Source organism: Brevibacterium sp. OS20, assembly GCF_056837565.1.
Window position 1 is genome coordinate 2,273,904 of record NZ_CM166367.1, and the last position, 26,336, is coordinate 2,300,239.

23 protein-coding genes and 4 tRNA genes are annotated in these 26,336 nt (G+C 64.4%); 2 read left to right on the plus strand and 25 right to left on the minus strand.

Going from position 1 to position 26,336, the window contains the following annotated elements; translation table 11 throughout:
- The first annotated feature begins 76 nt into the window (after positions 1-76).
- Positions 77-631, plus strand: coding sequence for a hypothetical protein (locus ACVZTU_RS10245; RefSeq protein WP_139908126.1), 555 nt, complete (start codon positions 77-79; stop codon positions 629-631).
- Here the strand turns inward: ACVZTU_RS10245 and ACVZTU_RS10250 are convergent.
- The 17 genes from ACVZTU_RS10250 to ACVZTU_RS10330 form a co-directional block, all read right to left on the minus strand.
- Positions 610-2,907, minus strand: coding sequence for a RelA/SpoT family protein (locus ACVZTU_RS10250; protein ID WP_139467351.1), 2,298 nt, complete (start codon positions 2,905-2,907; stop codon positions 610-612). The two genes, ACVZTU_RS10245 and ACVZTU_RS10250, sit on opposite strands and share 22 nt — an antisense overlap.
- A 20-nt stretch (positions 2,908-2,927) precedes the next feature.
- Positions 2,928-3,944, minus strand: coding sequence for a protein translocase subunit SecF (gene secF, locus ACVZTU_RS10255; protein WP_482400338.1), 1,017 nt, complete (start codon positions 3,942-3,944; stop codon positions 2,928-2,930).
- The gene (gene secD, locus ACVZTU_RS10260) at positions 3,941-6,115 is read right to left on the minus strand and encodes a protein translocase subunit SecD (RefSeq protein WP_482400339.1); all 2,175 of its coding nucleotides are present in this window, start codon (positions 6,113-6,115) and stop codon (positions 3,941-3,943) included. The genes secF and secD overlap by 4 nt, the downstream gene beginning before the upstream one ends.
- Before the next feature lie 38 nt (positions 6,116-6,153).
- Positions 6,154-6,726: a preprotein translocase subunit YajC gene (yajC, locus tag ACVZTU_RS10265; RefSeq protein ID WP_482400340.1), complete on the minus strand. Its 573-nt coding sequence runs from the start codon at positions 6,724-6,726 to the stop codon at positions 6,154-6,156.
- Positions 6,727-6,806: 80 nt separating this feature from the next.
- On the minus strand, positions 6,807-7,883 hold the full coding sequence (gene ruvB / locus ACVZTU_RS10270) for a Holliday junction branch migration DNA helicase RuvB (protein WP_139467353.1): 1,077 nt from the start codon (positions 7,881-7,883) through the stop codon (positions 6,807-6,809).
- Positions 7,880-8,476 carry a Holliday junction branch migration protein RuvA gene (ruvA, locus tag ACVZTU_RS10275; protein ID WP_420097236.1) on the minus strand — a complete coding sequence of 199 codons (597 nt, stop codon included), beginning with the start codon at positions 8,474-8,476 and terminating at the stop codon, positions 7,880-7,882. Before ruvA ends, ruvB begins: the two co-directional genes overlap by 4 nt.
- A 65-nt stretch (positions 8,477-8,541) precedes the next feature.
- A complete protein-coding gene (gene ruvC / locus ACVZTU_RS10280) occupies positions 8,542-9,138 on the minus strand; it encodes a crossover junction endodeoxyribonuclease RuvC (protein WP_139908129.1) in 597 nt (198 codons plus the stop codon).
- A complete protein-coding gene (locus tag ACVZTU_RS10285) occupies positions 9,138-9,890 on the minus strand; it encodes a YebC/PmpR family DNA-binding transcriptional regulator (RefSeq protein WP_139467356.1) in 753 nt (250 codons plus the stop codon). Before ACVZTU_RS10285 ends, ruvC begins: the two co-directional genes overlap by 1 nt.
- Positions 9,891-10,027: 137 nt before the next feature.
- The gene (locus ACVZTU_RS10290; protein WP_062242804.1) at positions 10,028-10,507 is read right to left on the minus strand and encodes an NUDIX hydrolase; all 480 of its coding nucleotides are present in this window, start codon (positions 10,505-10,507) and stop codon (positions 10,028-10,030) included.
- Between the two features lie 130 nt (positions 10,508-10,637).
- Entirely contained in the window at positions 10,638-12,680 is a 2,043-nt protein-coding gene (locus ACVZTU_RS10295; protein WP_482400341.1) for an alpha/beta hydrolase family protein, read from the minus strand.
- Complete coding sequence (locus ACVZTU_RS10300) at positions 12,677-13,282, minus strand: HIT family protein (RefSeq protein WP_139467358.1); 606 nt, start codon at positions 13,280-13,282, stop codon at positions 12,677-12,679. Before ACVZTU_RS10300 ends, ACVZTU_RS10295 begins: the two co-directional genes overlap by 4 nt.
- Positions 13,279-15,285 (minus strand): threonine--tRNA ligase, encoded by a 2,007-nt coding sequence (thrS, locus tag ACVZTU_RS10305; RefSeq protein ID WP_482400342.1) that lies wholly within the window; start codon positions 15,283-15,285, stop codon positions 13,279-13,281. Before thrS ends, ACVZTU_RS10300 begins: the two co-directional genes overlap by 4 nt.
- A 196-nt stretch (positions 15,286-15,481) precedes the next feature.
- Entirely contained in the window at positions 15,482-16,795 is a 1,314-nt protein-coding gene (locus ACVZTU_RS10310) for a DUF4352 domain-containing protein (protein ID WP_482400343.1), read from the minus strand.
- A 268-nt stretch (positions 16,796-17,063) separates the two neighbouring features.
- A tRNA-Val gene (locus ACVZTU_RS10315) sits at positions 17,064-17,135 on the minus strand.
- Between the two features lie 37 nt (positions 17,136-17,172).
- Positions 17,173-17,244: transfer RNA gene (locus ACVZTU_RS10320), tRNA-Val, on the minus strand.
- Positions 17,245-17,274: 30 nt separating this feature from the next.
- A tRNA-Cys gene (locus ACVZTU_RS10325) sits at positions 17,275-17,345 on the minus strand.
- A gap of 26 nt (positions 17,346-17,371) precedes the next feature.
- Positions 17,372-17,444: transfer RNA gene (locus tag ACVZTU_RS10330), tRNA-Gly, on the minus strand.
- A 136-nt stretch (positions 17,445-17,580) separates the two neighbouring features.
- Between ACVZTU_RS10330 and ACVZTU_RS10335 the strand changes: the two genes are divergently transcribed.
- Complete coding sequence (locus tag ACVZTU_RS10335) at positions 17,581-18,057, plus strand: TIGR02611 family protein (RefSeq protein ID WP_482400344.1); 477 nt, start codon at positions 17,581-17,583, stop codon at positions 18,055-18,057.
- 62 nt (positions 18,058-18,119) lie between these two features.
- Here ACVZTU_RS10335 and zapE read toward each other — a convergent pair whose 3' ends face one another.
- The 8 genes from zapE to hrcA form a co-directional block, all read right to left on the minus strand.
- Positions 18,120-19,127, minus strand: coding sequence for a cell division protein ZapE (gene zapE / locus ACVZTU_RS10340; protein WP_139908133.1), 1,008 nt, complete (start codon positions 19,125-19,127; stop codon positions 18,120-18,122).
- A gap of 154 nt (positions 19,128-19,281) precedes the next feature.
- Positions 19,282-20,220 (minus strand): GTPase Era, encoded by a 939-nt coding sequence (gene era / locus ACVZTU_RS10345; RefSeq protein WP_139467362.1) that lies wholly within the window; start codon positions 20,218-20,220, stop codon positions 19,282-19,284.
- 1 nt (position 20,221) lies between these two features.
- Positions 20,222-21,529, minus strand: a complete 1,308-nt coding sequence (locus tag ACVZTU_RS10350; protein ID WP_248283853.1) for a hemolysin family protein — start codon at positions 21,527-21,529, stop codon at positions 20,222-20,224.
- 8 nt (positions 21,530-21,537) lie between these two features.
- On the minus strand, positions 21,538-22,026 hold the full coding sequence (gene ybeY, locus ACVZTU_RS10355) for an rRNA maturation RNase YbeY (RefSeq protein ID WP_172169763.1): 489 nt from the start codon (positions 22,024-22,026) through the stop codon (positions 21,538-21,540).
- Positions 22,023-23,048, minus strand: coding sequence for a PhoH family protein (locus ACVZTU_RS10360; protein WP_482400345.1), 1,026 nt, complete (start codon positions 23,046-23,048; stop codon positions 22,023-22,025). The genes ybeY and ACVZTU_RS10360 overlap by 4 nt, the downstream gene beginning before the upstream one ends.
- Positions 23,049-23,148: 100 nt before the next feature.
- Positions 23,149-23,910, minus strand: a complete 762-nt coding sequence (locus ACVZTU_RS10365; RefSeq protein WP_482400346.1) for a 16S rRNA (uracil(1498)-N(3))-methyltransferase — start codon at positions 23,908-23,910, stop codon at positions 23,149-23,151.
- The gene (gene dnaJ / locus ACVZTU_RS10370) at positions 23,907-25,022 is read right to left on the minus strand and encodes a molecular chaperone DnaJ (protein ID WP_139908137.1); all 1,116 of its coding nucleotides are present in this window, start codon (positions 25,020-25,022) and stop codon (positions 23,907-23,909) included. The genes ACVZTU_RS10365 and dnaJ overlap by 4 nt, the downstream gene beginning before the upstream one ends.
- Before the next feature lie 122 nt (positions 25,023-25,144).
- Positions 25,145-26,185 (minus strand): heat-inducible transcriptional repressor HrcA, encoded by a 1,041-nt coding sequence (gene hrcA / locus ACVZTU_RS10375; RefSeq protein WP_139908138.1) that lies wholly within the window; start codon positions 26,183-26,185, stop codon positions 25,145-25,147.
- Positions 26,186-26,336 lie beyond the last annotated feature (151 nt).

Here is a 26,336-nt window from a genome sequence, read left to right on the forward strand (position 1 = left end):
ACGTTCGAGTCAGCACCTGTCCACAGGCGCTCTCCGAAGTCTTGTCAACGCCTCCACATCCGACGATAGTTCGGGTATGGAGGCGTTGTTTCATCTGCGGGACTTCGGGTACGAGCAGCTCACCGAGCTCACCCTCGACGGTCTGCTCATCCGACTGACCGAATCGACCTGGGTGCGCAAGGGTGCGATCCTCTCCCCCGCTGAGCGGATGGCCGCCCTGCATTCGCTCATCCCGCCCGGACTCGCGCTCTCCCACGACAGCGCTTGGTGGGTGCACCGCGGACTCGGCCGGGCTCCCGCTCCGCTGAGCTTCATCACACTGCCCAGGCGCCGGTGGATCGCCGATGACGGTTTCGACGTCCACGAGACGAATCTGGTGCAAGATGATTGGTGCCTCATCGACGGGCTGCCGATCACCACGGAGGAACGCACGCTCTACGATCTGCTCTTCCCGCACTTCCGGAACTGGACCGCGGAGTCGCCGCGGGCGCTCAAGGGCATCATTGCGGAGATTCCCAGCGGTCTTCGCCACCGTCTCCGGGACTACCTCACCGAGGTGGCCCGTCGACCGTTCGTCGCTCAGATGCGCGCGGCGCTGGACAGAGAGGATCAGCCGCCGGAGATGCGGTAGACGTCGAAGACGCCTTCGACCTTGCGCACGGCCGAGAGCACAGTGTCGAGATGGCTGGCGTCACTCATCTCGAAGACGAACTTCGATTGCGCCACGCGGGCCCGGGAGGTGCCGACCGACGCCGACAGGATGTTCACATGGGTCTCGGTGAGCACCTTGGTGATATCGGAGAGCAGACCGGCACGGTCGAGGGCCTCGACCTGGATCTGGACGAGGTAGATTCCGCTCGTCTTCTCGCCCCACGAGACCTCGACCATGCGTTCGGGTTCACGTTTGAGTGAGGTGACGTTCGGGCAGTCGACGCGATGCACGGAGACTCCCGAACCGCGGGTGACGAAACCGAGGATCTCGTCTCCCGGCACCGGGGTGCAGCAGCGAGCCAGTTTGACGAGCACATCGTCGACGCCTTTGACGATGACGCCTTCGGACGAGGAATGGTGCCCTGAGGACTGTCCCGTGCGGTTGCGAGGCTCCGGTGGCAGCACGACCGACTCGTCGTCCTCCCCGACTTCCTTGGCCAGCAGATCGACGACGTGCTGAGCCGAAGACACGCCGTTGCCGATCGCGGCATAGAGGGCGCTGACATCGGGCAGACGCATCTCCGTGGCGACGACCTGGAGAGCTTCCTGGCTCATCAGCGAAGCGGCGGAGATCGTATGGCGGCGCATCGCCCGGGCGAGCTGTTCGCGACCGTTCTCGATCGCCTCTTCGCGGCGCTCCTTCGAGAACCACTGCCGGATCTTGCTGCGGGCACGTGGACTCTTGACGAAGCCGAGCCAGTCGCGGCTGGGGCCGGCGTTCTCGTCCTTCGAGGTGAAGACCTCGACGGAGTCCCCGTTCTTCAGCTCCGTGTCCAAAGCGACGAGGCGACCGTTGACGCGGGCGCCCATCGTCTTGTGCCCGACCTCGGTGTGCACTGCGTAGGCGAAGTCGATGGGGGTGGCTCCCGACGGCAGGCTCATCACCTCGCCCTTGGGCGTGAAGACGTAGACTTCCTTCGAGTTCACCTCGTAGCGGAGGCTGTCGAGGAATTCGTCGGGGTCGGAGACCTCTCGCTGCCAGTCCAGCAGCTGTCGCAGCCAGGCGGCGTCGTCGACCTCACCGGCGTCGGAGACCTTCACCGAACGCGCGGTGTTCGAGGTCACGGCCTTCGACGACTTGTTGAGATCCTTGTACTTCCAGTGAGCGGCGACGCCGAATTCTGCACGGCGATCCATCTCGTGGGTCCGGATCTGGATTTCGACGGGCTTGCCGGCCGGCCCGATCACCGTGGTGTGCAGGCTCTGGTACATGTTGTACTTCGGCATCGCGATATAGTCCTTGAACCGTCCGGGAACAGGATTCCAGCGGGCGTGGACGATGCCGAGGGTGGCGTAGCATTCGCGTACGGATTCGACGAGGACGCGGACTCCGACGAGATCGTAGATGTCGGCGAACTCGTGTCCGCGCACGACCATCTTCTGATAGATCGAATAGTAGTGCTTGGGGCGCCCCGTGATGGAGGCGTCTATTCCGGATTCCTTGAGTTCGCCCTGGAGCTCCTCGGAGACCGTGGCCAGATACTTCTCACGCTCGGGAGCCCGATCCGCGACGAGTCGGACCACTTCGTCGTAGACCTTGGGATGGAGGACCTGGAAGGACAGGTCTTCGAGCTCCCATTTGATCGTGTTCATGCCCAGCCGGTGTGCCAGCGGAGCGAAGATGTCGAGGGTCTCGCGAGCCTTCTTCGTGCTTGACGAGGCGGGCACGAAGCGCCAGGTGCGCGCATTGTGCAGGCGGTCTGCGAGCTTGATGACGAGGACGCGGATGTCCTTGGCCATCGCCACGATCATCTTGCGCACGGTCTCGGACTGCGCGGCCTGCCCGTACGTGAGCTTGTCGAGCTTCGTCACACCGTCGACCATGGCCGCGACTTCGGAGCCGAATTCCTCGGTGAGTTCGTCGAGCGAGTACGAGGTGTCTTCGACGGTGTCGTGCAGCAGAGCGGCGGCTAGCGTGACCGGCAGCATGCCGATCTCCGCAAGGATCGTCGCCACCGCGATGGGGTGGGTGATATAGGCATCACCGGACTTGCGAGTCTGCCCTCGGTGGGCCTCCTCGGCGACCTTGTAGGCCCGGACGACGAGGTCGATGTCCGCCTTCGGATGGTTCGACTGCAGGGCCCGGATCATCGGGCCGAGCACTCGCGGGTAGCCAGGGTTGTTCTGTGCCCTGGCCGCCCACCAGGCTAAACGGGAGATGCCTCGCGGACGGCGCGAATCAGCGGACGAAGCCACAACATCTCCTCTCTCGGGAATCAGACTTCGGCGTGTGTCACCGGTGGGACGTCTGCTCCCCCATCCTTCAAGCGTAGTTCACGCACGGCCTCCTCCTGTGCCTTGACCGCCGGTTCATTTGCCCGGAGGAGGGCGTAGAGGGGGCTCGCGACGAACAGCGTCGAAGCGGCTGCCACTATAGTACCGATGAACAGGGACAGTGAGATGTCGACCAGTGTTCCCGCGCCGAGCAGGAACACACCGATGAAGAGGATCGAGGCGATCGGGAGCACCGACACCACTGAGGTGTTGATCGAGCGCACGGTCGTCTGATTCACACCGAGGTTGACGAGTTCTGAGAACTTGAGGTTCCGCTTCTCCTCGAATCGCGTCGTGTTCTCTCGGATCTTGTCGAAGACCACCACCGTGTCATAGAGCGAGAAGCTGAGCACGGTGAGGAAGCCGATGATGGCCTCCGGGGTGACTTCGAAGCCGGTGGCCGAGTAGATGCCCATCGTCACGATCATCACGACGAAGAGGCCGACGATCGCCGCGAGCGACATCTTCCAGGTGCGGAAGTACAGAGCCATGACGACGAGTGCGATGGCCACGAAGATGACGAGTGCGCGGATCATCTTCGACGTCACGTCCTGACCCCATTCGGGTCCGACGAACGTCGAGGTGACGTCTTCGACCTTCACGTCGTAGCCGGCGACGAGAGCGTCTCGGACGTCCTGCATCTGCGGGTCGGTGAGCTGGTTCGTCTCGATCTGGACAGCCGTGTCGCTGGTCGGAGTCAGGCGCGGCTCGGCCCCGGAGACGACATCGGTGATGATGCCTTCCCCCTTGGCGGCCGAGGTGTCGCTGACATGGTCGACCTGGAACTGCGAACCGCCCTTGAAGGCGATGCCGAAGTTGAAGCCGAAGATGAGCGGGACGAGCAGGGACAGGAGGACGAGGACTCCGGAGATGGCCAGCCACAGCTTCGCCTTGCCGACGAAGGGGATCGATGATTCGCCGCTGTGCAGGCGGTTGCCCCAGGCAAAGAACCGTTTCACTTGTCAGCCTCCTTGCCGTCGTCAGCCGTCGAGTCTGTGACGGCATCGTCTTCCTCGGCCCGTCGGGCCGCGGCCTTCCGCTCGGCGATGGTCATTCCGCCCGTCGCAGCAGCGGACTTCGCCGCTTTCGTGCTCTTCGACTTCGTGGCCTTCGACTTCGTGGTCGTGGACCTGCCGGTCGTGGCCTTGTCCGTCTCGGACGTCGTCGTGGTCTCCCCCGACTCGGACGCAGCTGCTGCAGCAGTCGTATCGGAGCTGTCGTCTGTGCTCATCCCGGCCTTGCGCATCCGTGCCTTCTCGCGCCGCTTGGCTTCGGGAGTCTTGTCCTTGTCGTCGATTGACAGGTTGAGCGCTCCGCGGTAGGCGGCGGGTTTGACTCCGAGCAGACGCGGATCCATTCCGGACATCGGGTGGCCCTCGCCGAAGAACTTCGTGCGGGCCAGGAACTGCAGCATCGGGTGGGTGAACAGGAAGACGATGAGCACGTCGATGATCACGGTCAGGCCCAGGGTGAAGGCGAAGCCTCGCACCGAGCCGACGGCCAGGATGTAGAGAATGACCGCGGCGAGCATGTTCACTGCCTTCGAGGCGTAGATCGTGCGCTTGGCACGGTCCCAGCCGACCTCGACCGCGGAGAGCAGATTGCGACCGCTGCGCAGTTCGTCTCGGACACGTTCGAAGTAGACGATGAACGAGTCCGCCGCCATGCCGATTCCGATGATGATACCGGCGACACCGGCCAGGGACAGTCGGTAGCCGTATCTCCACGATGCCAAAAGCAGCAGCAGGTAGGTGAGCACACCGGCGACGACGAGGCTCGAGACGGTGACGAGGCCGAGCACCCGGTACTGCAGCAGCGAATAGACGACGACGAGGAGGAGTCCGACCAGGCCGGTGAGCAGACCGATCTTGAGGTAGTTCGAACCCAGGGTCGGTGAGATCTGGTCCTCGCTCTGGACCTGGAAGCTCAGCGGCAGCGAGCCGTTCTTGAGCTGGTTGGCCAGAGTCTGTGCCTCGTCGAGGGAGAAGTCGCCGGTGATCTGGGCGTTGCCGTCGTTGATCACCGCGTTCGAAGACGGAGCCGACAGCACGAGACCGTCGAGTTCGATCGCGAACTGGTTGTAGGGCTGCTGTTTGCCGGTGATGTCCGAGGTGATCTGCTTGAAGATCTCACGACCGGTGGAGTCGAAGGAGAGGTTGACGGCAGGGTTGTTGGTCTGCACGCCATTTGCTCCTGCGGCATAGCCGGCACTGGCATCGGCGAGGTGATCGCCGGAGAGTTCGACAGGCCCGAGGATGTACTTCGCCTGTCCGTCTTCGGAGCACGAGACGACCGGTTCGTCCGAGGGCTGCTGTTGGCCGCCCGTCCGGTTCTTCTTGTTCGTGCAGTCGAGCTCGGTGTACTCCTTGATGATCTTGTCGGACTGCCATTCGGAGGCGTCCTTCTCCGGATCGAAGAGGGGCCGCGGCGTCGAGTCGGTGACCTTCGTGCTGTCGCTCGATCCGCTGCCTTCTCCGGACTTCTCCGCGTCCTTGCTCTCCGACTCCGAAGATTTCGTCTCCTCGGAGGACTCGGCCGTCTTCTTCGTCTCGCCGCCGGCATTGACGACATCGCCGCCGCCGGACGGAGCCTGGTCCTCGCTCTGTCCATCGCCCTGCGAGTCTGCACCGGTGAGGTCCTCGAGGCGTTTGCGCTCTTCGTCGCTCAGCCCGTCATCGCCGCCCGATTCCTCGCCGCTCTTCTCCTGTTCCTTCTGGATCTGCTCCTGTGAACGAGGGTCACCGACCAGCGCCACGCGACGGAAGACAAGCTGAGCAGACGAGCGGACGAGGTTTCGGGTCTCCTCGTCGGGGTTGCCCGGCAGATTCACGACGATGTTGCGGTCGCCCTGCGTCGTGATCTCGGCTTCGGAGACACCGGTCGAGTCGACGCGCTGGCGGATGATCGCCACGGCCTGATCGAGCTGCTCCTTGCTGATGTCCGTGCCCTTGGACACCTGCGGTTCCAGAATGATCGACGTTCCACCCTCGAGGTCGAGCGCGAGCTTCGGAGTCGTCGTGGCATTCGACCAGATGACACCGCCGGCGATGATTGCGGCCAGCACCAGAGTGATGATGGTCAGCCACAGGAAGCGCAAACCAGGGCGTGGTTTTTCTTCGATATCGGACACGTTTCAGCTTTCAGTCGGGAGAAGAGTGCGAGAACGGATCAGTTCTTCTTGTCGGAATCCGAATCAGTCGGGTCCGTGGACTCCGCAGCGGCGGAGTCGACATCGGTCTCAGCGGCGGCCTCGGTGTCGACGTCCTCGGACTCGGCGACTGCCTCGGAGTCGACGTCCTCGGTCTTCGCAGCGGACTCATCGGCGATGACGTCATCGGATGCGTCGTCCGGGGTGTCTTTCTCGGCGCGTTTGCGTTCGTTCATGGCGTCGAGCTCGGCGTCGGTGATGGCCGGCTTCTCGTCTGCGTCGACATCGGCATCAGCGGCGGGGGCGGCGGCGTCGGGAGCGTCGACGGGCGCTGCGGCCTGGTTGTTCTCGATCTGACCGATGGCCTGGCGGTGGACGCGCAGAACCGTGCCGGGACCCGACTCGATGGTCACCTGGTTGTTCTCTTCGTCGATGGAGAGCACGGTGCCGAAGACACCGAAGGTCGTCATCACGGTCGCGCCGGGCACGAGGCCCGATTTGATCTGCTCCGCACGCGCCTTCTGCTTACGCCGAGAATTGAACAGGAAAAAGATCAGCAGCGCGGCAAGCGCAAGAGGGATCAGCAAATCCACAGATATCAGCCTTTCATATGAATGAATCAGTGAACCAGCTTAGTTCGTCCTCACCTCTCATAGCGAACTCAAAGGCACGGTCAGAACTCATAGTTTGCTGGGATCTGCATTTTCAGGTGCTTCCAGGCCGCCGTGGTGGCCACACGTCCACGTGGGGTGCGACTGATCAGGCCCTCTCGGACGAGGTAGGGCTCGGACACGGTTTCGACTGTATCCGCTTCTTCGCCGACGGAGACGGCGAGGGTTCCCAATCCCACCGGGCCTCCGCCGAAGCGCTTGCACAGCACCTGCAGAACCGACCGGTCGAGGCGATCGAGACCGAGCTCGTCGACCTCGTAGACGCGCAGTGCATTGGTGGCGGCTTCCTCGTCGATGATTCCGCTCCCCCGCACCTGGGCCCAGTCGCGGACGCGGCGCAGCAGGCGATTCGCGATTCGCGGGGTTCCGCGGGAACGTGTGGAGATCTCTTCGAGCCCGGCGAGTTCGGCATCGATGCCGAGCATCCTGGCCGAACGCTTGAGAACCGTGAGCAGATCGGCGCTCGAATAGAAGTCGAGCAGGGCGGTGAAGCCGAAACGGTCACGCAGCGGCGCGGGCAGCAGACCGGATCGGGTGGTCGCCCCGACGAGGGTGAATTGCGGGAGGTCGAGCGGGATGGCGGTGGCTCCTGGTCCTTTGCCGACGATGACGTCGACTCGGAAGTCCTCCATCGCCACGTACAGCATCTCCTCGGCGGCCCGGGCCATGCGGTGGATCTCGTCGATGAAGAGGACTTCACCTTCTTCGAGGGAGGACAGGATGGCTGCGAGGTCACCGGCGTGCTGGACGGCCGGGCCGGACGTCACTCGCAGGCTCGAGTTCATCTCGTGGGCGATGATCATCGCCAGCGTGGTCTTGCCGAGCCCGGGAGGACCGGAGAGCAGCACATGGTCGGGTGCCTTCTGTCTGGCCTTCGCCGCGTCGAGGACGAGGGAGAGCTGCTCACGCACCTGCGGCTGGCCGATGAAGTCGGCCAGGCCCTTCGGACGCAGCGCCGCCTCGGCATCGCGTTCGGCCGTCTCGGCACGACCGGAGACGAGTCTCTCCTGTTCGGCTCCGGTCAGGTCCTGATCACCGAAGTCCACCTCATAGGAGTCGGGGTCGAACGAGCCTGTCATCTCTTCGCACCCAGAACCTTCAGAGCGGCCTTGAGGACCGCGGAGGTGCCGGCATCAGCACCGGTCTCCTTGACGACGTCGGCGACGACGTCCTCAGCCTGCGCTTCCTTCCACCCGAGACCCACAAGAGCGTCGACGACCTGCTGGTTGCCGCCGCCGAAGGACAGAGTGGGTCCGGGAGAGGCAGCGGTGAGCTTCGGCAGTTTGTTCTCCAGCTCGAGGATGATGCGCGAGGCGCCCTTCTTCCCGATTCCGGGGACACGGGTGAGCGCGTTGGCATCCTGATTCGTGATCGCGGCGGCAAGTTCGTCAGGTCCCATCACCGAGAGGATCGCCATCGCCAGACGCGGACCGATTCCGGAGATCGACAGCAGCACCTCGAAGGTGTGGTTCTCGTCCTCGGTGCCGAAGCCATAGAGGGTCATCGAGTCTTCGCGCACCACGAGGCTGGTGACCAGTTCGATCTCGGCGCCGTGCCGAGTCCCAGCCAGAGTATCGGGGGTGACGTGGACCTTCCGGCCGACGCCGTGGGTGAGAACGACGAGGTGGTCAGCTGCGATCCGATGCACCGTACCGCTGAGGAAACTGATCACGGACAGCCTTTCTTAAGGGGAACACGTGTACGAATCCAGGTTAGCAGGCACCCGCTCCCCCATGCTCACTTGGCGCGCCGCATGGCCTCGGCCCACTGCTGCTGGGCCTTCGTCAGTCCGCTTCCCTGCCTCCCGCCGGCCTTGCGTTCGGTCAGATCCTTATTTGCCCCCGGCGTCGATTGGGCCGACAGCGCCCCGCGCCAGGAATGGCAGATCGCGATCGCGAGGGCGTCGGCGGCGTCGGCGGGCTTCGGCGGTGCGTCGAGTCCGAGGATCCGCGTCACCATCGAGGTGACCTGTTTCTTGTCCGCACGGCCCGAACCGGTGATCGCAGCTTTGACCTCGGATGGGGTGTGCATGGCCACGGGCAGCCCGCGTCGGGCAGCCAATCCCATGGTCAGTCCCGATGCCTGGGCGGTGCCCATGATCGTGGACACATCGTTGCGGGCGAAGACGCGTTCGATGGCCACGACATCGGGACGGTACGTGTCCAACCAGCTGTCGAACGCCTCGGCGATGGCGCCGAGACGAAGGTCGACGGAATCGGCGGAAGGAGTCCGCAGAACGTCGACGGCGACCATCTTCGCCTTCCGGGCGGGCAGGGTGTCGATGACACCGAGCCCGCACCGGGTCAGTCCGGGATCAACGCCGAGGATGCGCATCAGGCATCGAGTTCGGCGAGGACCTCATCGCTGACATCGGCGTTCGAGTAGACGTTCTGCACCTCGTCGCTGTCTTCGAGCGCATCGATGAGGGAGAAGACCTTGCTCGCTGTCTCCGCGTCGAGGCTGACCTCGAGTTCGGGCACGAAGGAGGCCTCGGCCGAGTCGTAGTCGATGCCGGCGTCGACGAGGGCCGTACGCACGGCCACGAGGTCGGTGGCCTCGCAGATGATCTCGAACTTCTCGCCGACTTCCTTGACCTCTTCGGCTCCGGCGTCCATGGTCGCCAGCAGAATGGCCTCTTCGTCGGTCTCCTCGGCGCCCACGGTGATGACGCCCTTGCGGTTGAAGTTGTACGTCACCGAACCGGGATCGGCCATCGAACCGCCGTTGCGGGTCACGGCCACGCGCACCTCGGAGGCGGCGCGGTTGCGGTTGTCGGTGAGACATTCGATGAGCAGTGCCACACCGCCGGCGGCGTAGCCTTCGTACATGATCGTCTCGTAGTTGACTCCGGAGCCGTCGAGACCGCCGCCGCGCTTGACCGCACGGGTGATGTTGTCCGCGGGGACCGAGTTCTTCTTCGCCTTCTGGATCGCATCGAACAGCGTCGGGTTGCCGTCGGGGTCGGGTCCACCGTTGCGTGCGGCCACCTCGATGTTCTTGATCAGCTTGGCAAAGAGCTTGCCGCGCTTGGCATCGATGGCAGCCTTCTTGTGTTTAGTCGTTGCCCATTTGGAATGACCTGACACTGGTGTTCCTTCCTGTAGTTACAGCCTCTCAAGTCTATACGCTGACCGCGCCGACTCGTGCAGACTTCCCGTTCGCGATTCCGTGCGCACTCCCACCGGACCGCACTGCGGACCTGTTACGGAGCGCGATCGTGCGCTCAGTCGATGACCAGCGGCACGTCGGGAACGGACCCGGCGGTGGCCAGGTCGATGAGGCCGAGGAGGTTCTTCGGATAGATCGTCTCCGTCGTGGCCAGAAGCTCCTCCCGGGTCCACCAGCGGAATTCGAGCAGGCTGCGCTTCTCGATGTCCGTCCAGACCGCGTCTTCGAGCTCGATGTCCTCGCTGGTGCGGAACGCGAAGTAGGTTTCGACCTGGCGCAGCGACTTCTCCGTGAATTCGAAGACCTCGTCGCGCGTGGCCAAGGGACCGATGAGTTCGTGAGGTTCGCATTCGATCCCGGTCTCCTCGGCCAGTTCCCGGGCCGCCGTCTGCGCGGCCGACTCGCCGAGTTCGGAACCGCCTCCGCAGGTCATCCACCATTGGTGGCTGGGGGTCAGCAGATCCTGGGCACGGATCAGGAGAACCTCGTCGCGCTCATTGAGTAATACGACCCGTGAGGCTTTACGAGGTTTCATGTTTCTCCAGTGGTCGGCGGCGAAGGGAGGCAAGTGTTTGCAGAATAATGACGCTGGGGGATTTCGGCAAGAGCGCGACAGCGGCCCAGAGAACGATATCGGCTCTGCGCGGTCCCGGCCAACTCGGCGCTCATGACGCGGAGTCGGCCGCTGCGGCCACAGCGGGATCAGCTGCCTCAGGACGATGTCGGCCATCCTGTGACTGTTCCCGATCTTCGCCGCCCAGACGGCGATCCCACCAGTCGAGGATGGCTTCGAAGCGCTGCCTGCGGTGGCGGGGCTGCCCGGCCCGGGAGAGCTCGTGGTTCTCCCCGGGGAAGATGAGCATCTCGGTGTCGACCCCGGCTCTCTGGAGGGCCGCATAGTACTGCTGTGCCTGCTCCAGCGGGCAGCGCAGATCGAGTTCCGAGTGCATCACCAAGGTCGGTGTGCCGACCTGTGGAGCGTGGGCCAGAGGTGATTGGGCCGCGATCGCCTCGCGGCTGCGGCTCGTGTACTCCTCGGTGAAGAAGCGGCCGATGTCGGAGGTCCCGACGAAGCTGTCGGGGTCGAGGTAGCCGCGTTCGACGATGGCGGCGCGGAAGCGATGGTCCGCGGCGATCGTCATGGCTGTGAGATATCCCCCATACGATCCGCCCTGGATGCCCAGACGGCTGCGATCGAGGGAGGGATCGAGGTCGAGGGCGTGATCGAGGACGGCGAGCACATCGGCCATCGCCGGTGCCGCCATGTCTCCTTGGACGGCGGTCCCCCAGCTGCGGGTGCGGCCGCCGGATCCGCGCGGGTTCGAGAACACGACGGCGTAACCTGCGGACGTGAGCACCTGGGTCTCGTCGAACCACGAATGCGTGTACTGGGCGAAGGGCCCGCCGTGGATGTTGAGGATGACGGGGAACGGCCCGTCGCCGTGCGGTTTGGCCAGCCAGCCGGTGATCGGCCCGGAAATGCCGGGCACCCGCAGCACCTGGGGCAGGACGGAGTTCGCCGGTGCCGGATGCTCCTTGACGATCACAGAGGACCCCAGCGCCGAGGCGGCCCCGGACTCCGTGGGTCCGCCGAGGGCGATGCGGCCGAGCACGGCCGGAGAGTGCGGGGTCGATCCGGTGAAGACGAGCGTGTCGTCGTCGGCATCGAAGCCGTTGACGACGGTGGTGTCATCGGTGAGGAACTCGAGGTCATCCACGCCGATCTCTGCGGCGTCGAGGCCGATGCGAACGATCCGGGTGGCCCCGTCCGTGTCGACGGCGGCGATGACCGCTCCCTCGCGGATCTGCGGCGGGATCGGTGCCAGCGCCACGGTCTCCGGGTCGGTCAGCCGCCTCGTGGAGCCGGTCGATACGGTGTGGATGAAGAGCCCGGGCATCTGGCCGACGAAGTCGAGTTCGTCACGGGTCAGGGCGTTGCCGAGCAGCACAACGGTGTCTTCGTCGAGCCACCGGTGCAGACCGACGTCCATGGACGGCAGCTCGAGTGGTGTCGGCGCCTCTCCCCCGAGCAGCCAGACCGTCGAGCGCAGGTCGGGCTGCCCCTGGTCGGGGTGGAGCGCGGAGACCACGGACGCTCGCGTGCCGTCCGGGGAGAACTGCGGATCGTGGACGTCGCTGTCCGGGGTCGTCAGCAGAGTCGACAGCGGAACTTCGGAGGCCCCGCGCAGGCCCACGGTGCCGAGACCGGGTTCGGCGAGGTCGACGAGGAAGGCGCGGGCCGGACGGTCGTTCGTATAGCCGAGGCCGTTGGCCAGGTAGGAAGCCGTGGTGATCCGGCGTGGAGCTTCTTCGGCCGCCGGAATGGCATCGTCGAGCCCGTAGCGTCCGGGTTCGGCGACGCGGGCGACGTAGAGGGCCCTGGAACGGGTGTCGTCGAGGGCGAATTCGGACACGCCGAGGTGGTTGTCCGTGATCTGGTGTGCCGTTTCCAGGCTGTCGCCGACGAAGAGCTGCGGAGCGGCTTTCTTCTCCGCGCTCAGGTACCCGGACCAGTTCGGGCCGCACTCTGGATTCGAGTCCGACCATGAGTGGGTCAGCCGTCTGGAGTTGTCGTCGCTCAAGGAGAACAGCTGGGAGAGGTAGCTGTTGGTCTCGAGATCGGGTCGTCGGATCGTGATGACGGCGTCGTCGCCGCGCAGCACGGGTGAGGAGTACTCGGCAAGAGTGCCGAGGTCTTCAGGATTCATCTGTTCCATTCCTTTTTGAGCCGTGCCTGCACATCCGCGTGCACTTGCGGCAGGGCTTTGGTCTGGGCGATCACGGGCAGGAAGTTCGCGTCTCCGCCCCAGCGTGGGACGACGTGCTGGTGCAGGTGGGCGGCGATGCCTGCGCCGGCCACGGGTCCTTGGTTCATGCCCAGGTTGAATCCATGAGGACCGGATACCGCCCGGATGACGCGCATTGCCTTCTGCGTGAACTCGGCGAGTTCGACGGTCTCCTCTTGGGTCAGATCCGTGTAGTCGGCCACGTGACGATAGGGGCAGATCAGCAGGTGGCCCGGGTTGTACGGGTAGAGGTTGAGCACCGCGTACACGTGCTGACCGCGGGCGACGATGAGTCCGTCCTCGTCGGTCTTCGACGGCGCAGTGCAGAACGGGCACTCCTCGGCGCGGTCGTCCTTCGGTTTGTCCTGTCCGTCGATGTAGACCATCCGGTGCGGGGTCCACAGACGCTGGAATCCGTCGGGTTCCCCGGGGAACCCGGCGGCAGCCTCGGGGTAGGGAATCCCTTCGCCGAGGCGGCCGTCCGAGTTCTCTGCTGCGGTTCGGCTGTCGTCGCCTCCGCTCATACCTGGGCCTTGGTCTCTATCGCGTCGAGGATCCGTCGCACCGCCTCGGCGACGGGGACGCCGTTCTCCTGTTCGCCGTTGCGGAAGCGGAAGGACACGGCACCGGCGTCGCGGTCCTCTCCGCCGGCGATGAGGGTGAAGGGCACCTTCGACTTCGAGGCGTTGCGGATCTTCTTCGGGAATCGGTCGTCGCTGTCGTCGATCTCGACGCGGACCCCGGACCTGCGCAGCTGGTCGGCCACCTCGGCGAGGTAGTCGTTGAACTCATCGGCCACGGGGATGCAGGTCACCTGCACGGGCGCCAGCCACACGGGGAAGGCACCGGCATAGTGCTCGGTGAGCACGCCGAGGAAGCGTTCGATGGAACCGAACTTCGCCGAATGGATCATCACCGGCTGTCTGCGGGAGCCGTCGGCGGCGACGTATTCGAGTCCGAAGCGCTCGGGCTGGTTGAAGTCGAGCTGGACGGTCGACATCTGCCAGGTGCGGCCGATGGCGTCGCGGGCCTGGACGGAGATCTTCGGGCCGTAGAAGGCGGCGCCGCCCGGGTCGGGGACGAGCTCGAGCCCGGTCTCCTGAGCGACCTCCTCGAGCACGCTGGTGGCTTCGGCCCACTGTTCGTCGGAGCCGATGAACTTGTCGGCCTTCTTTCCGTCCTCGTCGCGGGTGGACAGTTCGAGGTAGAAGTCGTCGAGGCCGAAGTCGCGCAGCAGGCTGAGCACGAAGTTCAGCAGGTGGCGGATCTCCTTGCCCGCGTCTTCCTGTGCCACATAGGAGTGGGAGTCATCCTGGGTCAGCGCGCGGACCCGCGTGAGGCCATGGATGACTCCGGAGGCCTCGTCACGGTAGACGGTGCCGAACTCGAACAGCCGCAGCGGCAGGTCGCGGTAGGACCGGCCCCTGGAGCGGTAGATGAGGTTGTGCATGGGGCAGTTCATGGCCTTGAGCCGGTAGGGAGTGCCCTCCTTGACGACTTCGCCGGACTCGTCGCGGACCTCGTCGACGGACATCGCCGGGAACATGTTCTCTCCGTAGTAGGGCAGGTGTCCGGAGGTGTAGTACAGCGTCTCTTTCGAGATGTGCGGGGTCCCGACGTATTCGAAGCCCTCGTCGATATGACGGGCGCGGACGTAGTCCTCCATCTCGCGTTTGATGACCCCGCCCTTGGGGTGGAAGACGGGCAGGCCGGAGCCGAGCTCTTCGGGGAACGAGAACAGGTCCATCTCGGCACCGAGCTTGCGATGGTCGCGACGCTCGGCTTCGGCGATGCGGTCTTGGTAGGCCTTGAGGTCGTCCTTCGACGCCCAGGCGGTTCCGTAGACGCGCTGCAGGCTCGCATTCGCCTGGTCGCCGCGCCAATAGGCCGCCGAGGATCGGGTGATGGCGAAGCCGTTGCCGATGAGTTTGGTGTTGGGCAGGTGGGGGCCGCGGCAGAGGTCCTGCCAGACGACCTCGCCCTTGCGGTCGACGTTCTCGTAGACGGTGAGTTCACCGGCGCCGACCTCGACAGAGGTCTCCTCGTCGCCGCCCTTGCCCTTGTCGTTGATGAGTTCGAGCTTGTACGGTTCGTCGGCCATTCGCTCGCGGGCTTCCTCTTCGGAGACGACGACGCGGTTGAAGGTCTGACCGGACTTGACGATCTGGGCGGCCTTCTTGTGAATCGCCTTGAGGTCCTCAGGGGTGAAGGGTTCGGCAGCGTCGAAATCGAAGTAGTAGCCGTCGGTGATGTAGGGCCCGATGCCGAGCTTGGTTCCGGGGAAGAGCTCCTGGACGGCCTGAGCGGTGACGTGACCGGTGGAGTGGCGCAGGATGTCGAGTCCGGCGTCGGAGTCGATGGTGATCGGAGCGATCCGGTCTCCTGACTGCAGCTCGCGGCTGAGGTCGGCGGGTTCGCCGTTCAGCCACATGGCGACGACTGTGCGGTCGGTGGAGAAGATCTCCGTTCCGGTCAGACCCTCTTTCCAGGGAATGCTTTCGCCCGCGCAGTCGATACTGTCTGCCACTGATCTTCTCCGTTCGTCATGTGTTCATTCGACCGGCCCTTTCGGTGGGCTGGTCACCCTCAGATTCTAGTACCAATTCGCTTGTGACAAATCAGTTGGGTGGCAGTCGAATGACTGCCACCCACACTGAGTCTGCCGAAGCCTGCACCCGAGGCGTCAGGGCCGAAAGGGCCTTGTCACCTCGGGGAACAGGGTGTCACTGCTTGTAGAACTCGAAGTCAGTGCCCTTGCCGAGGTCGTCGATGAGTTCGAGCTTGAGGTGCATGCCATCGATTTCGGCCTTGGGGACGGCGTAGGCGAATTCATAGGTCGTTTCGCCGCCGGCAGGAACCGGATCGGTGAAGGCCAGAGAGCCCTTGTAGTTTCCGCCGTCGAAGACGTCGTCATATTCCGTGCTGCCGCCGTTGTTGGCAGTCAGGTTCGTGAGAGTCATCTCGACATCGGAGCTCGAGTTGTTCTTCACGGTCATCGTCACGATGGCGATCTCACCATTGGTCGATTCGGCTCCGGAGGCGGACGACGATGCGGTGCCCTCGCGGACACTGATCTGGGCAGTGACGTCGGTGCCGATCTCGACCTCGCCGGCCTGAGCAGGTGCGCCGGCTCCGCCGTCGGAGCCGCCGGAGCCCTGGCTCGGGTCCTGTCCCGCACCCTGGCTCGGGTCGGCGGGGGCGGATGAGCTGGCAGCTTCGTCGATGGCCTTGCCGAGCATGCCGATGCCGAGGATGGTGAAGATGACGACGGCGATCGAGATGACGACCGACACAATGCCGAGGATGATGCCGGTGATGTTGAGGCCCTTGTTGCTGGCGAGGCCCTTCTTGACCGCGGAGAGTCCGACGAAGCCGAAGATCACTGCTGCGATGCCGAAGAGAGCGCCGCCGCCGAAGACGAACGCGCCGAGGACGCCGACGATGCCGCCGATGAGGGCGAGGATGCCCCAGATGTTCTTCGAGGTGTTGCCGCCCGACCCGGATGGGTACTGGCCGTAGCCGGAGTTGGGATTGGCCGGGATGAACTGATCGGAGGATCCGTCGGCACCGGCGTAGGCCGGCTGCTGACCGTACTGGTTGGCGTCGTATCCCTGCGCGTTGGTGTCGTAGGGGTTCTGCCCGTACTGGTTGTCCCCGTACTGGTTCTGGTCAGGCTGGCCCTGACCGTACTGGTTCTGATTGTTCGGGTCCTGGCCGTACTGGTTCTGGCCGTACTGATTCTGATCGTTCGACGCACCGTAGTTCGGCTGGGAGCCGTACTGGGGAGCCTGCTGTCCGTACTGCTGCGAGCCGTCGTTGCCGCCCTGACCGTAGTTCGGCTGCGAACCATTGGGCTGGTCGCCCGACGATCCGTACTGCTGACCGGGCTGCCCCGAACCGTACTGACCGGGCTGCTGACCGGCATTCTGATCGTTGCCGTAGTTGGGGGCATTCGGCGGCTGGTTGTTCGGGTTCTGCCCGTTGGGGTTGTTGGGCGAACCGTCACCCGAACCGTACGGGTTCTGAGGAGTAGACATAGGTGCTCCGAGTCATCGTCGTTTAGTACAACACCTAGCGTACTAGCAAACCCCTTTGATACCGCATGCTGACCGCGTTTCAGTCCTGGAACACGGTGAACTAAACGTACACAATCCAGTTTCGCGGGTTCAGCCCAGCTTAGAGTGAACAGCCCAGTTTCAAACATGGGCTATTCGCCCAAAAGTGAGCTATTGCGAAAGAAGCTCAAGCGTGAATGCACGAAGCCCCGAGTGGATCACTCGGGGCTTCTACTCGGGGCTTCTTCTGTGCGCGATACTGGGATCGAACCAGTGACCTCTTCCGTGTCAGGGAAGCGCGCTACCGCTGCGCCAATCGCGCTCTATTCATTTGTTGCACCGGAACCCGAGGGTCCCTGTGCGCGATACTGGGATCGAACCAGTGACCTCTTCCGTGTGAAGGAAGCGCGCTACCGCTGCGCCAATCGCGCTGGTCAACCGACATTCCTGCCGGTCATCCGAGGTGGCGACGGGATTCGAACCCGTGTATACGGCTTTGCAGGCCGCTGCCTCGCCTCTCGGCCACGCCACCGCCAAGGCAGTGCCATGACGCCTCCGAGCGGATGACGGGACTCGAACCCGCGACCCTCACCTTGGCAAGGTGATGCTCTACCAACTGAGCCACATCCGCATTTCTCGCTGCCCGGTTTCCCTGGCAACGAGATATAACTCTATACGCAGGTAGCGGCTTACGCAAAATCAGAATCGGGTGATCGTGGTCACACGCATCGATCAAGCTTTCAGGGTCACCATCTTATAGTGGTTGGGTGAATGCAGAGAGCCCGCAGACCCGCCCGAAAGGCTGGTTGTCACGCCACCACCGACAAGGTCCCCGACCGTGGCGGAAACTGCGTCTGGGGTTCCTCCGCTGGCGGCGCACAGTGCTGGCCAACCCTCACACCGCACGCCTCTATCGCACCATCGTCGGCGGCCTCGGCACACTCGTCGTGCTCATCGGACTCGCTCTCGTTCCACTGCCCGGCCCCGGTTGGCTCATCGTCATCATCGGCCTGTTCATCATCTCCAGCGAGTTCCACTGGGCTCAGCGGCTTCTGCGCTTCGTTAGGGACAACGTCGAACGCTGGACGCATTGGATCATGGCGCAGCCCCTATGGGTGCGATGGACCATCGGGGCCGTGACGGCCGCCTTCGTGGCTGTCATCGTGTGGCTCACCCTGAAACTCACCGGCCTGCCCGATTGGGTCCCGGACCTGCGTCTCTTCGACGTGATCGGCCTGCACTGAGAGACGACCGACGCCCGCCCCACCTTCATCAGAGGTGCGACGGGCGTCGATGGTTTCTCGGCTCAGGACGACAGAGCGGTCAGTCGCGAGAGGCAGCGCATGTACTTCTTCTTGTACCCGCCGGCCAACGATTCTTCAGTGAATACCTTGTCGAGAGCGGCACCGGAGTTGATGATGTGCACATTGCGATCGTAGAGCCGGTCGACGAGCGCCACGAAGCGCAGAGCCACGCTCTCGTTGTCGATCGTGCGCACGTTCTCCCACACAGCCGCGTCGATTCCGTCGACCATCCGCCCGTAACGTGAAGGGTGAACGGTGGACAGGTGGCTGAGCAGCGCGGAGAAGTCATCGCGAGCCACAACTCCGTCAAGCTGGCTCGCGGCCGAATCGAGTTCGGATTCCGGCAGCGGGTCCGCTGGAGCTGTCAGCTCACGGGCACGGTAGTCCTTGCCGTCGATGCGATAGACCTCGAACTGATCGGCCAGCGCCTGAATCTCGCGCAGGAAGTCCTGAGCGGCGAAGCGCCCCTCCCCCAGGGACCCTGGCAGAGTGTTCGATGTCGCAATGATCTTCACTCCGGCGTCGGTGAGTTCACGCATCAGCCGGGACATGAGCACGGTGTCGCCGGGATCGTCGAGTTCGAATTCGTCGACGCAGACGAGCTTCATCTTCGACAGGTCGTCGCGAGCCCGGGCGAAGCCCAAGGCCCCGACGAGGTTCGTGTATTCGACGAAGGTGCCGAAGGTCGCCGGCTTCTCGTTGGCATGCCAGGCCGAAGCCAACAGGTGAGTCTTGCCGACCCCGTAGCCGCCGTCGAGGTAGACGCCCTTGGCACCGGATCTTCCCTTCGAGAACAGCTTGCCGAGGAATCCCTTGTCGGTCGAGCGCTGGGTGAATTCCCGCAGCTTGTTCCGTGCCTCTTCCTGCGAGGGCTCCGCGGGGTCGGTGCGGTAGCTGTCGAAGGACACGTCCTCGAACTGAGGCGGCGGCACGAGACCTGCGATGAGCTCTTCGGGGGCAACCTGTGGGGATCGGTCGCTCAGTGCGACCAGAGTCTGCTCGGCATTCACTCGGCCTAGTCTAAGGCAGGCTCGAGTGCCCGGTTCAACTCGGGCCTCGCAGGGTGATGCTCGTCACAGGCAACGCATCCGCGGCGCTTCCGCCGTCCGTCCACTGCCCCGCCGGCGAGCTGTTCGCATCACCAGCGGCGACCGACCCGGCAGATCAGTTGTTGAAGTCGAAGCCGAGGCGGCCGAGCTGTTTGGGATCGCGCTGCCAGTCCTTAGCCACCTTGACGTGCAGGTCGAGGTAGACCTTCGTGCCGAGGAGCCGCTCGATGCCCTGCCGGGATTCCGACCCGATGGTCTTCAGCCGGCTGCCGCCCTTGCCGATGATGATGGCCTTCTGGCTGGGACGTTCGACATAGAGGTTGACGTGGACGTTCCACAGCGGATTGTCCTCGCGGCGCCCTTCCCGCGGGTACATCTCCTCGACCTGCACAGCCAGGGAATGGGGCAGTTCGTCACGCACTCCCTCGAGGGCCGCTTCGCGCACGAGCTCGGCGATCATCTTCTCTTCCGGCTCGTCCGTGAGGTCGCCGTCGGGGTAGAGCGGAGGAGATTTCGGCAGATGCGCAGCGAGCACCGAATCGACGGTGTCGACCTGGAAGTCCTCGACTGCGGAGACCGGGACGACATCGGCGAAGTCGGCGAGCTCGCCGACGGCCAGCAGCGCCTCGGCGATCTTGTCCTTGGGCACCCGGTCGACCTTCGTCACGAGCGCGACGATCGGGGTCCGTCCGTCCAGCAGCGCCAGCTGGGAGGCGATATAGCGGTCGCCGGGACCGATCGGCTCATCGGCGGGCAGGCAGAAGCCGATGACGTCGACCTCGCCCAGCGTGGATGCCACCAGATCGTTGAGTCGGGAACCGAGCAGGGTGCGCGGTTTGTGCAGTCCGGGGGTGTCGATGAGGATGAGCTGGTGGTCGTCCTTGTGGACGATTCCGCGGATCGTATGCCGGGTCGTCTGAGGTTTGGCCGAGGTGATCGCGACCTTCTCCCCCACCAGGGCGTTCGTCAGGGTTGATTTGCCCGTATTCGGGCGACCCACGAAGCAGGCGAAGCCGGCCCGATAGTCATCAGGGTAGTCCGTGCGAAATTCCATCTCAGTCCTCTTCCTTCGTCCCCGAACCTTCGGCTGCGGCGGTGCGCTGTGCGTGTCTGCTGTTCTCGTGGGTGCGGGTGACCCGCACGTGCGTGATTCGGTGGCGTCGGCCCTGGCCCTCCATGGCTTCGATCTCGAGGCCCTCGATCGACGCATGCGAGCCGTCGATGGGCACGCGGTCGATGAGCTTCGAGAGCAGTCCGCCGACGCTGTTGACATCGTCTTCGTCGATGCGCACATCGAAGTATTCGGCGAAGTCGGAGATCGACATGCGGGTGCTGATGATGAACGATCCGTCTTCGGCGGCGACGAGTTCGTCATCGCCGTTGTCGTATTCGTCTTCGATCTCGCCGACGATCTCTTCGACGATGTCCTCGATGGTCACCAACCCTGCGGTGCCGCCGTATTCGTCGATGAGGATCGCCAGATGCGTCGAATCCAGCTGCATCTGCCGCAGCAGGTCATCTGCCGGCTTCGTCTCCGGGACGAACAGGACGGTGCGGGCCAGGTTGCCCACGGGACGGTCGGCCTCCTCGGGGTGGAGATGGAGGCGGCGGGCGACGTCCTTGAGGTAGGCGACTCCGCGGACGTCGTCGAGGTCCTCCCCGCAGACGGGGATGCGGGAGAAGCCGGAGCGGAAGAACAGGTTCATCGCCTTCTGCAGGCTCACGTCCGCATCAACGGTGATGAGGTCGGTGCGCGGCACCATGACCTCGTTCGCCGAGGTGTCGGAGAGGTTGAACACCGACTGGATCATCTCGCGTTCGCCGTCTTCGATGATGTCGGATTCGCTCGCCCGCTCGACCAGGTCGCGCAGCTGTTCTGAGGTCACGAACGGACCGTCCTTGTACACCTGGTCCGGTGTGAGCAGATTGCCGAGCACGACGAGTATGCGGGTGAGCGGTTTGAGCGCGACGAGGACGATGCGCACGACCCAGCTGAGGTTGAGGCTGACTGCCAGCGACCGGCGCTTGCCGATCGTACGTGGGGAGACTCCGGCGATGATGAAGACCGCCACCGAGGCGGTGATCACCGTGAGGAAGACCATGAGCGGTCCCACGGAGTAGTAGGAATCGTAGGCCAGGGCGATGAACACCGTGGCGAGTGCTTCGAGGAAGTTGCGGACGAAGATGATGACGTTGATGTTCGTCGGCAGGTCCGCGAGGATCCTCTCGACACGCACCGCTGAGCGCTTGCCGTCCTCCTTCGCCTCTTCGACCGCATGGTGGGAGACGTTGAGCAGCGCGGCATCCACGGCGGAGAGGGTGGCTGCGATGATGAGGCACAGTGCCGCCCCGAGGAAGAACATGAACACGATCAGACCTCGGTGGGGGTGGGAATGTCGGTGCGACCGTCGTAGCGAGCCGCGAAGAAGGTCAGCAGCAGATGCCGCTGGAGAGCGAACATCTCTTCCCGCGCTTCGGGCTCACCGTGGTCGTAGCCGAGCAGGTGCAGGAATCCGTGGACGGTCAGCAGAAGGACCTCGTCCATCGTCGAATGACCGGCCGCCCGAGCCTGAGCCTCGGCGACCTCGGGGCAGATGATGATGTCGCCCATCTGACCTTCGGTCGGCTTCTCCGGCTCGCCCTGGTGGAGCTGATCCATGGGAAAGGACATCACGTCGGTCGGTCCTTCGAGGTCCATCCAGGTGACGTGGAGTTCGGACATGGCCGCTGAGTCGACCATGGTCACGGCCAGCTCCGCACCGGGGTGCATGTGCAGGGCTTCACCGAGATATTCGGTCAGGGCCACGACTTCGTCGAGGTCCACCTCGGCGTCGGTCTCGTTGAGGATCTCGGTGTTCATTCGGCATTCCCCCACAGGTCGTAGGCTTCGACGATCTTCGTCACCAGCGAATGCCGGACGACGTCCTTGCTGCCCAGTTCGCAGAACTGCAGGTCCTCGATTCCGTCGAGGATGTCGCGGACGACCTTGAGTCCGCTGCGGGTCTTGCCCGGCAGGTCGATCTGGGAGATGTCACCGGTGACGACCATGCGTGACCCGAAGCCGAGGCGGGTGAGGAACATCTTCATCTGCTCGGCCGTCGTGTTCTGTGCTTCGTCGAGGATGATGAACGCGTCGTTGAGAGTGCGCCCGCGCATATAGGCCAGGGGCGCGACCTCGATCGTTCCGGTCTCGATGAGCAGCGGGATCGATTCCGGGTCGACCATGTCGTGCAGGGCGTCATAGAGCGGACGCACATACGGGTCGATCTTGTCGTTGAGCGTGCCCGGCAGGTAGCCCAGGGACTCCCCGGCTTCGACGGCCGGCCGGGTGAGGATGATCCGTGAGACCTCTTTGTGCTGGAGGGCGTTGACGGCCATGGCCATCGCCAGGTACGTCTTGCCGGTTCCGGCCGGACCGATGCCGAAGGTGATCGTGTGGTTGCGGATGGCCCTGACGTAGTCGTGCTGGCCCATCGTCTTCGGACGGATCGACTTTCCCCTGGTGGAGAGGATGTTCGTGCCCAGCACCGCCGAGGCGGCCGCTCCCTCGGAGGAGAACGTCGTGACCCTCTCGATCGTCTCTTCGTTGATGCGATGGCCGGCCGCGTGGAGTTTCTTGAGTTCCCCGATGACGCTGACGAAAGCTTCGACGCGTTTCGGGTCGCCGGTGACCTGGACCTGATTGGCCCGGACGTGGATGTCGAGGTCGGCGAAGGTCTTCTCCAGGGCGCGCAGGTTCGATTCCCCGGGACCGAAGAAGGCGACGAGGTCGATGGAGTCGGGGATGACCAATCGCACGGTGTCACGATCGGCACCTTGGGTGTCCGTCACGGCATCATCGCGTGCGGCACCGTCGCCGGTGTCCGAGTCGGTGGGGTTCATGGAGTTCGGGTTCGGTGGGGTGATGTCCAGAATGTTCCTTTGCAAGTGAGCGCACCGTCACCGGCAGCGCCTGAGTGTGCTTCCATCCTAGTCCGATGCCTCACCAACGGCCCAATGAATTCTGGGCCAGGACGAGACCGGCGGGTCCCGCCGATGACGAGCGCAGGATCGTCGGTCCCAGCAGCACCGGGATTGCTCCACAGTCGGTCAGTGCATCGAGTTCGCCGTTGCTGATGCCGCCCTCGGGGCCGACGACGAAGACGATGCGCTCCGGCGGCTGCGCCGAGTCGTTCGCGATCAGGCTATTCAGCGCTTCGGAGAGCCTGCGCTGAGCGGTCTCGTGGAGGACGAAGACCGCATCGGCGTCGTCGAGGGTCTTGGCCAGGGCGGCTCCGCGGGCGAGGCCGTGGAGGATGGGAAATCGTGCTCGTCTGGCCTGCAGGGAGGCCGCTCCGAGGAGGTTCTCCCATTTCGCGGCCATCTTCTCCCGCTTCTTGGCCGGCCAGTCGGCGATCGAGCGTTCAGCGGCCCAGGGAATGACGTCGTCGACGCCGATCTCCGTGGCTGTTTCGATGGCCCGCAGGTCCCGGTCGCCCTTGGCCAGGGCTTGGACGAGGACGAGGCGCGGGCCCGTGCGCTCCTCGACCGTCACCTCGGTGACATCGATCGTCAGCTCATTCGCCGAGGCGGCCGTGACGGTTCCGCGCGCACGTGTGCCTTCCCCGTCGACGATGTCGATCTCCTCGCCGGGACCGATCCGACGCACCCGCACCGCATGCCCGGCCACGTCCTCACCGAGGGTGAGGGCGGACCCGACGACCGCCTCGGCGGCGGTGGCGGAACGGAAGACGGGAAGACTCACCGACCGGCGAACCTCTCACGCATGCGGGAGAACATTCCGCGGTTCTCGGTCGAGATCTGGGCGCGCGGAGTCTCTTCGCCGCGCAGTTCGGCGAGTTTCTCGAGCAGTTCGCGCTGTTCGTCGTCGAGTTTGTCCGGGGTGAGGACGTCGACGGTGATGAGCAGGTCGCCGCGGGTCTCCGAACGCAGGCGGGCGGCTCCGAGCCCGGGAAGTTTGACGATGGTGCCGGACTGGGTGCCGGCGGCGATGGTGAGGTCCTGAGTGCCGTCGAAGGTCTCGAACGGGATGGTCGCACCCAGGGTCGCTGCGGTCATCGGCACGGAGACGGCGGCCCGGAGGTTGTCGCCGTCGCGCTGGAAGACCTCGTGGCGGGTGACCATGACCTCGACGAAGAGGTCACCGGCGGGTCCGCCTCCGGGGCCGACCTCACCCTGGCTGCTCAGCTGGATGCGGGTGCCGTCGGAGACCCCGGCGGGGATCCGGATCTTCATGGTCCGCTGTTTGCGCACTCGTCCGTCGCCCTGGCAGTTGAGGCAGGGGTTCGGGATGACGGTGCCGAAGCCGTGGCAGGAGTTGCAGGTCTGGTTCGTGACCATCTGACCCAGCAGGGTCCGGGTCATGCGCTGGACGCTGCCGGCTCCGTGGCACAGCGAGCAGGTCTCGATCTTCGTGCCTTCCTGCGTGCCGGCGCCCGAACAGGTGTCGCAGACGACTGCAGTGGTGACATCGAGGTCGACGGTGCCGCCGAAGGCCGCGGTCTTCAGGTCGATATTGACTCCGACGAGGGCATCCTTGCCGCGCTGGGTGCGCGGGATCGGACCCCCGGCCTGACCGCCGCCGCCGCCGAAGAAGGTCTCGAAGATGTCGCCGAATCCGCCGAATCCGCCGCCGGCCGGGAAGCCCTGACCGTTCTCGCCGCCGCCCATATCGTAGTTGCGGCGCTTCTCCGGGTCGGAGAGCACATCGTAGGCCAGTGAGATGGCCTTGAATTCGTCCTCGTGACCGGGATTGACGTCCGGGTGGTACTTGCGTGCCAGCTTCCGGTACGACGACTTGATCTCAGCCGCGGAAGCATCTTTGGACACTCCGAGTGTTTCATAGTGATCGGCCACAGAAACTTCTCTCTCCCTGACGTAGTGGTCTTCTCTGTTCGTGGTGGTGGCTGCGTCCTTGCGCGGTGCTCACCGGTGATGCGCTGCCCGCCTGCGGGTGCCCCTGGTCGATGTCAAGGGACCTACCCTCGATCGAGGATCGAGGACACGTATTTGGCGACGGCACGGACTGCCGAGATCGTCGTCGGATAGTCCATTCGGGTCGGGCCGAGCACTGCCAGTCTGGCCGAGGAACCCGCGTCATGACCATATTCGGCGGCGACGACGGAAGTCGAGCTGAATGATTCGTGAGTATTCTCACGCCCGATGCGCACGCTGATCTCCTCGTGGTCTTCTGCCATCGAGGTGAGCAGCCTGAGCAGGACGACCTGTTCTTCGAAGGCTTCGAGGATCGGGGCCATCTTCTCTCCGAATTCGCTTCCGGAGCGGGCGAGGTTCGCGGTGCCGGCCATGATGATGCGCTCTTCACGCGTCGCGGCCACGAGGTCGACGACGGCGGCTCTGACCTGTTTGAGCCCGGAGTCGTCACGAGCGGTCGGCTCACTCGATTCGGTGGCGGTCGCCTCGGCGGCGGGGGCCGATCCGAAGACCTGCGCGAGTGTGCGTCCGGCGAATTCGGCGTTGATCTGATCGCGCAGTCCGCGGACGGCGTCTTCGTCGAGCGGGCTCGGGGTGATCACGGTCTTCTGCTCGACCTGGCCGGCATCGGTGATGAGGACGACGAGGATCCGGCCGGGTCCGAGACCGACGATCTCGATGTGCTTGATGCGCGCCCGCGACACCGTCGGGTATTGGATGAGCGCGACCTGTCGGGTGAGGCCGGAGAGGACGCGGACGGTGCGGTCGAGCATCTCGTCGAGATCGACGTCGCCGTCGATGAGCTGAAAGATCGCGCGCCGCTCGGCGGTGGTCAGCGGTTTGAACTCGTCGATCCGGTCGACGAACATCCGGTAGCCGAGGTCGGTGGGGATCCGTCCGGCAGAGGTGTGGGGCTGGGCGATATAGCCCTCTTGTTCGAGCGCGGCCATATCGTTGCGGATCGTGGCGGGAGAGACGCCGAGGGTGTGGCGCTGGACGATCGCCTTCGATCCCACGGGTTCGTTGGTGGCGACGAAGTCCTCGACGATGGCGCGCAGCACCTGTGCACGTCTGCTGTCGTTCATCGCGGATCTCCTCTCCGTCTCGCCGATCCATCGCGGTCCCGTGCCTGCGCTTGGCACTCTGTGAGTCTGAGTGCCAATTCTACGCCTCTCGTTCCCGGAATTCATTTCAGGGGTGGCCTGCGGGTCTGCACGCCTGCGGGACCGTCCTTGA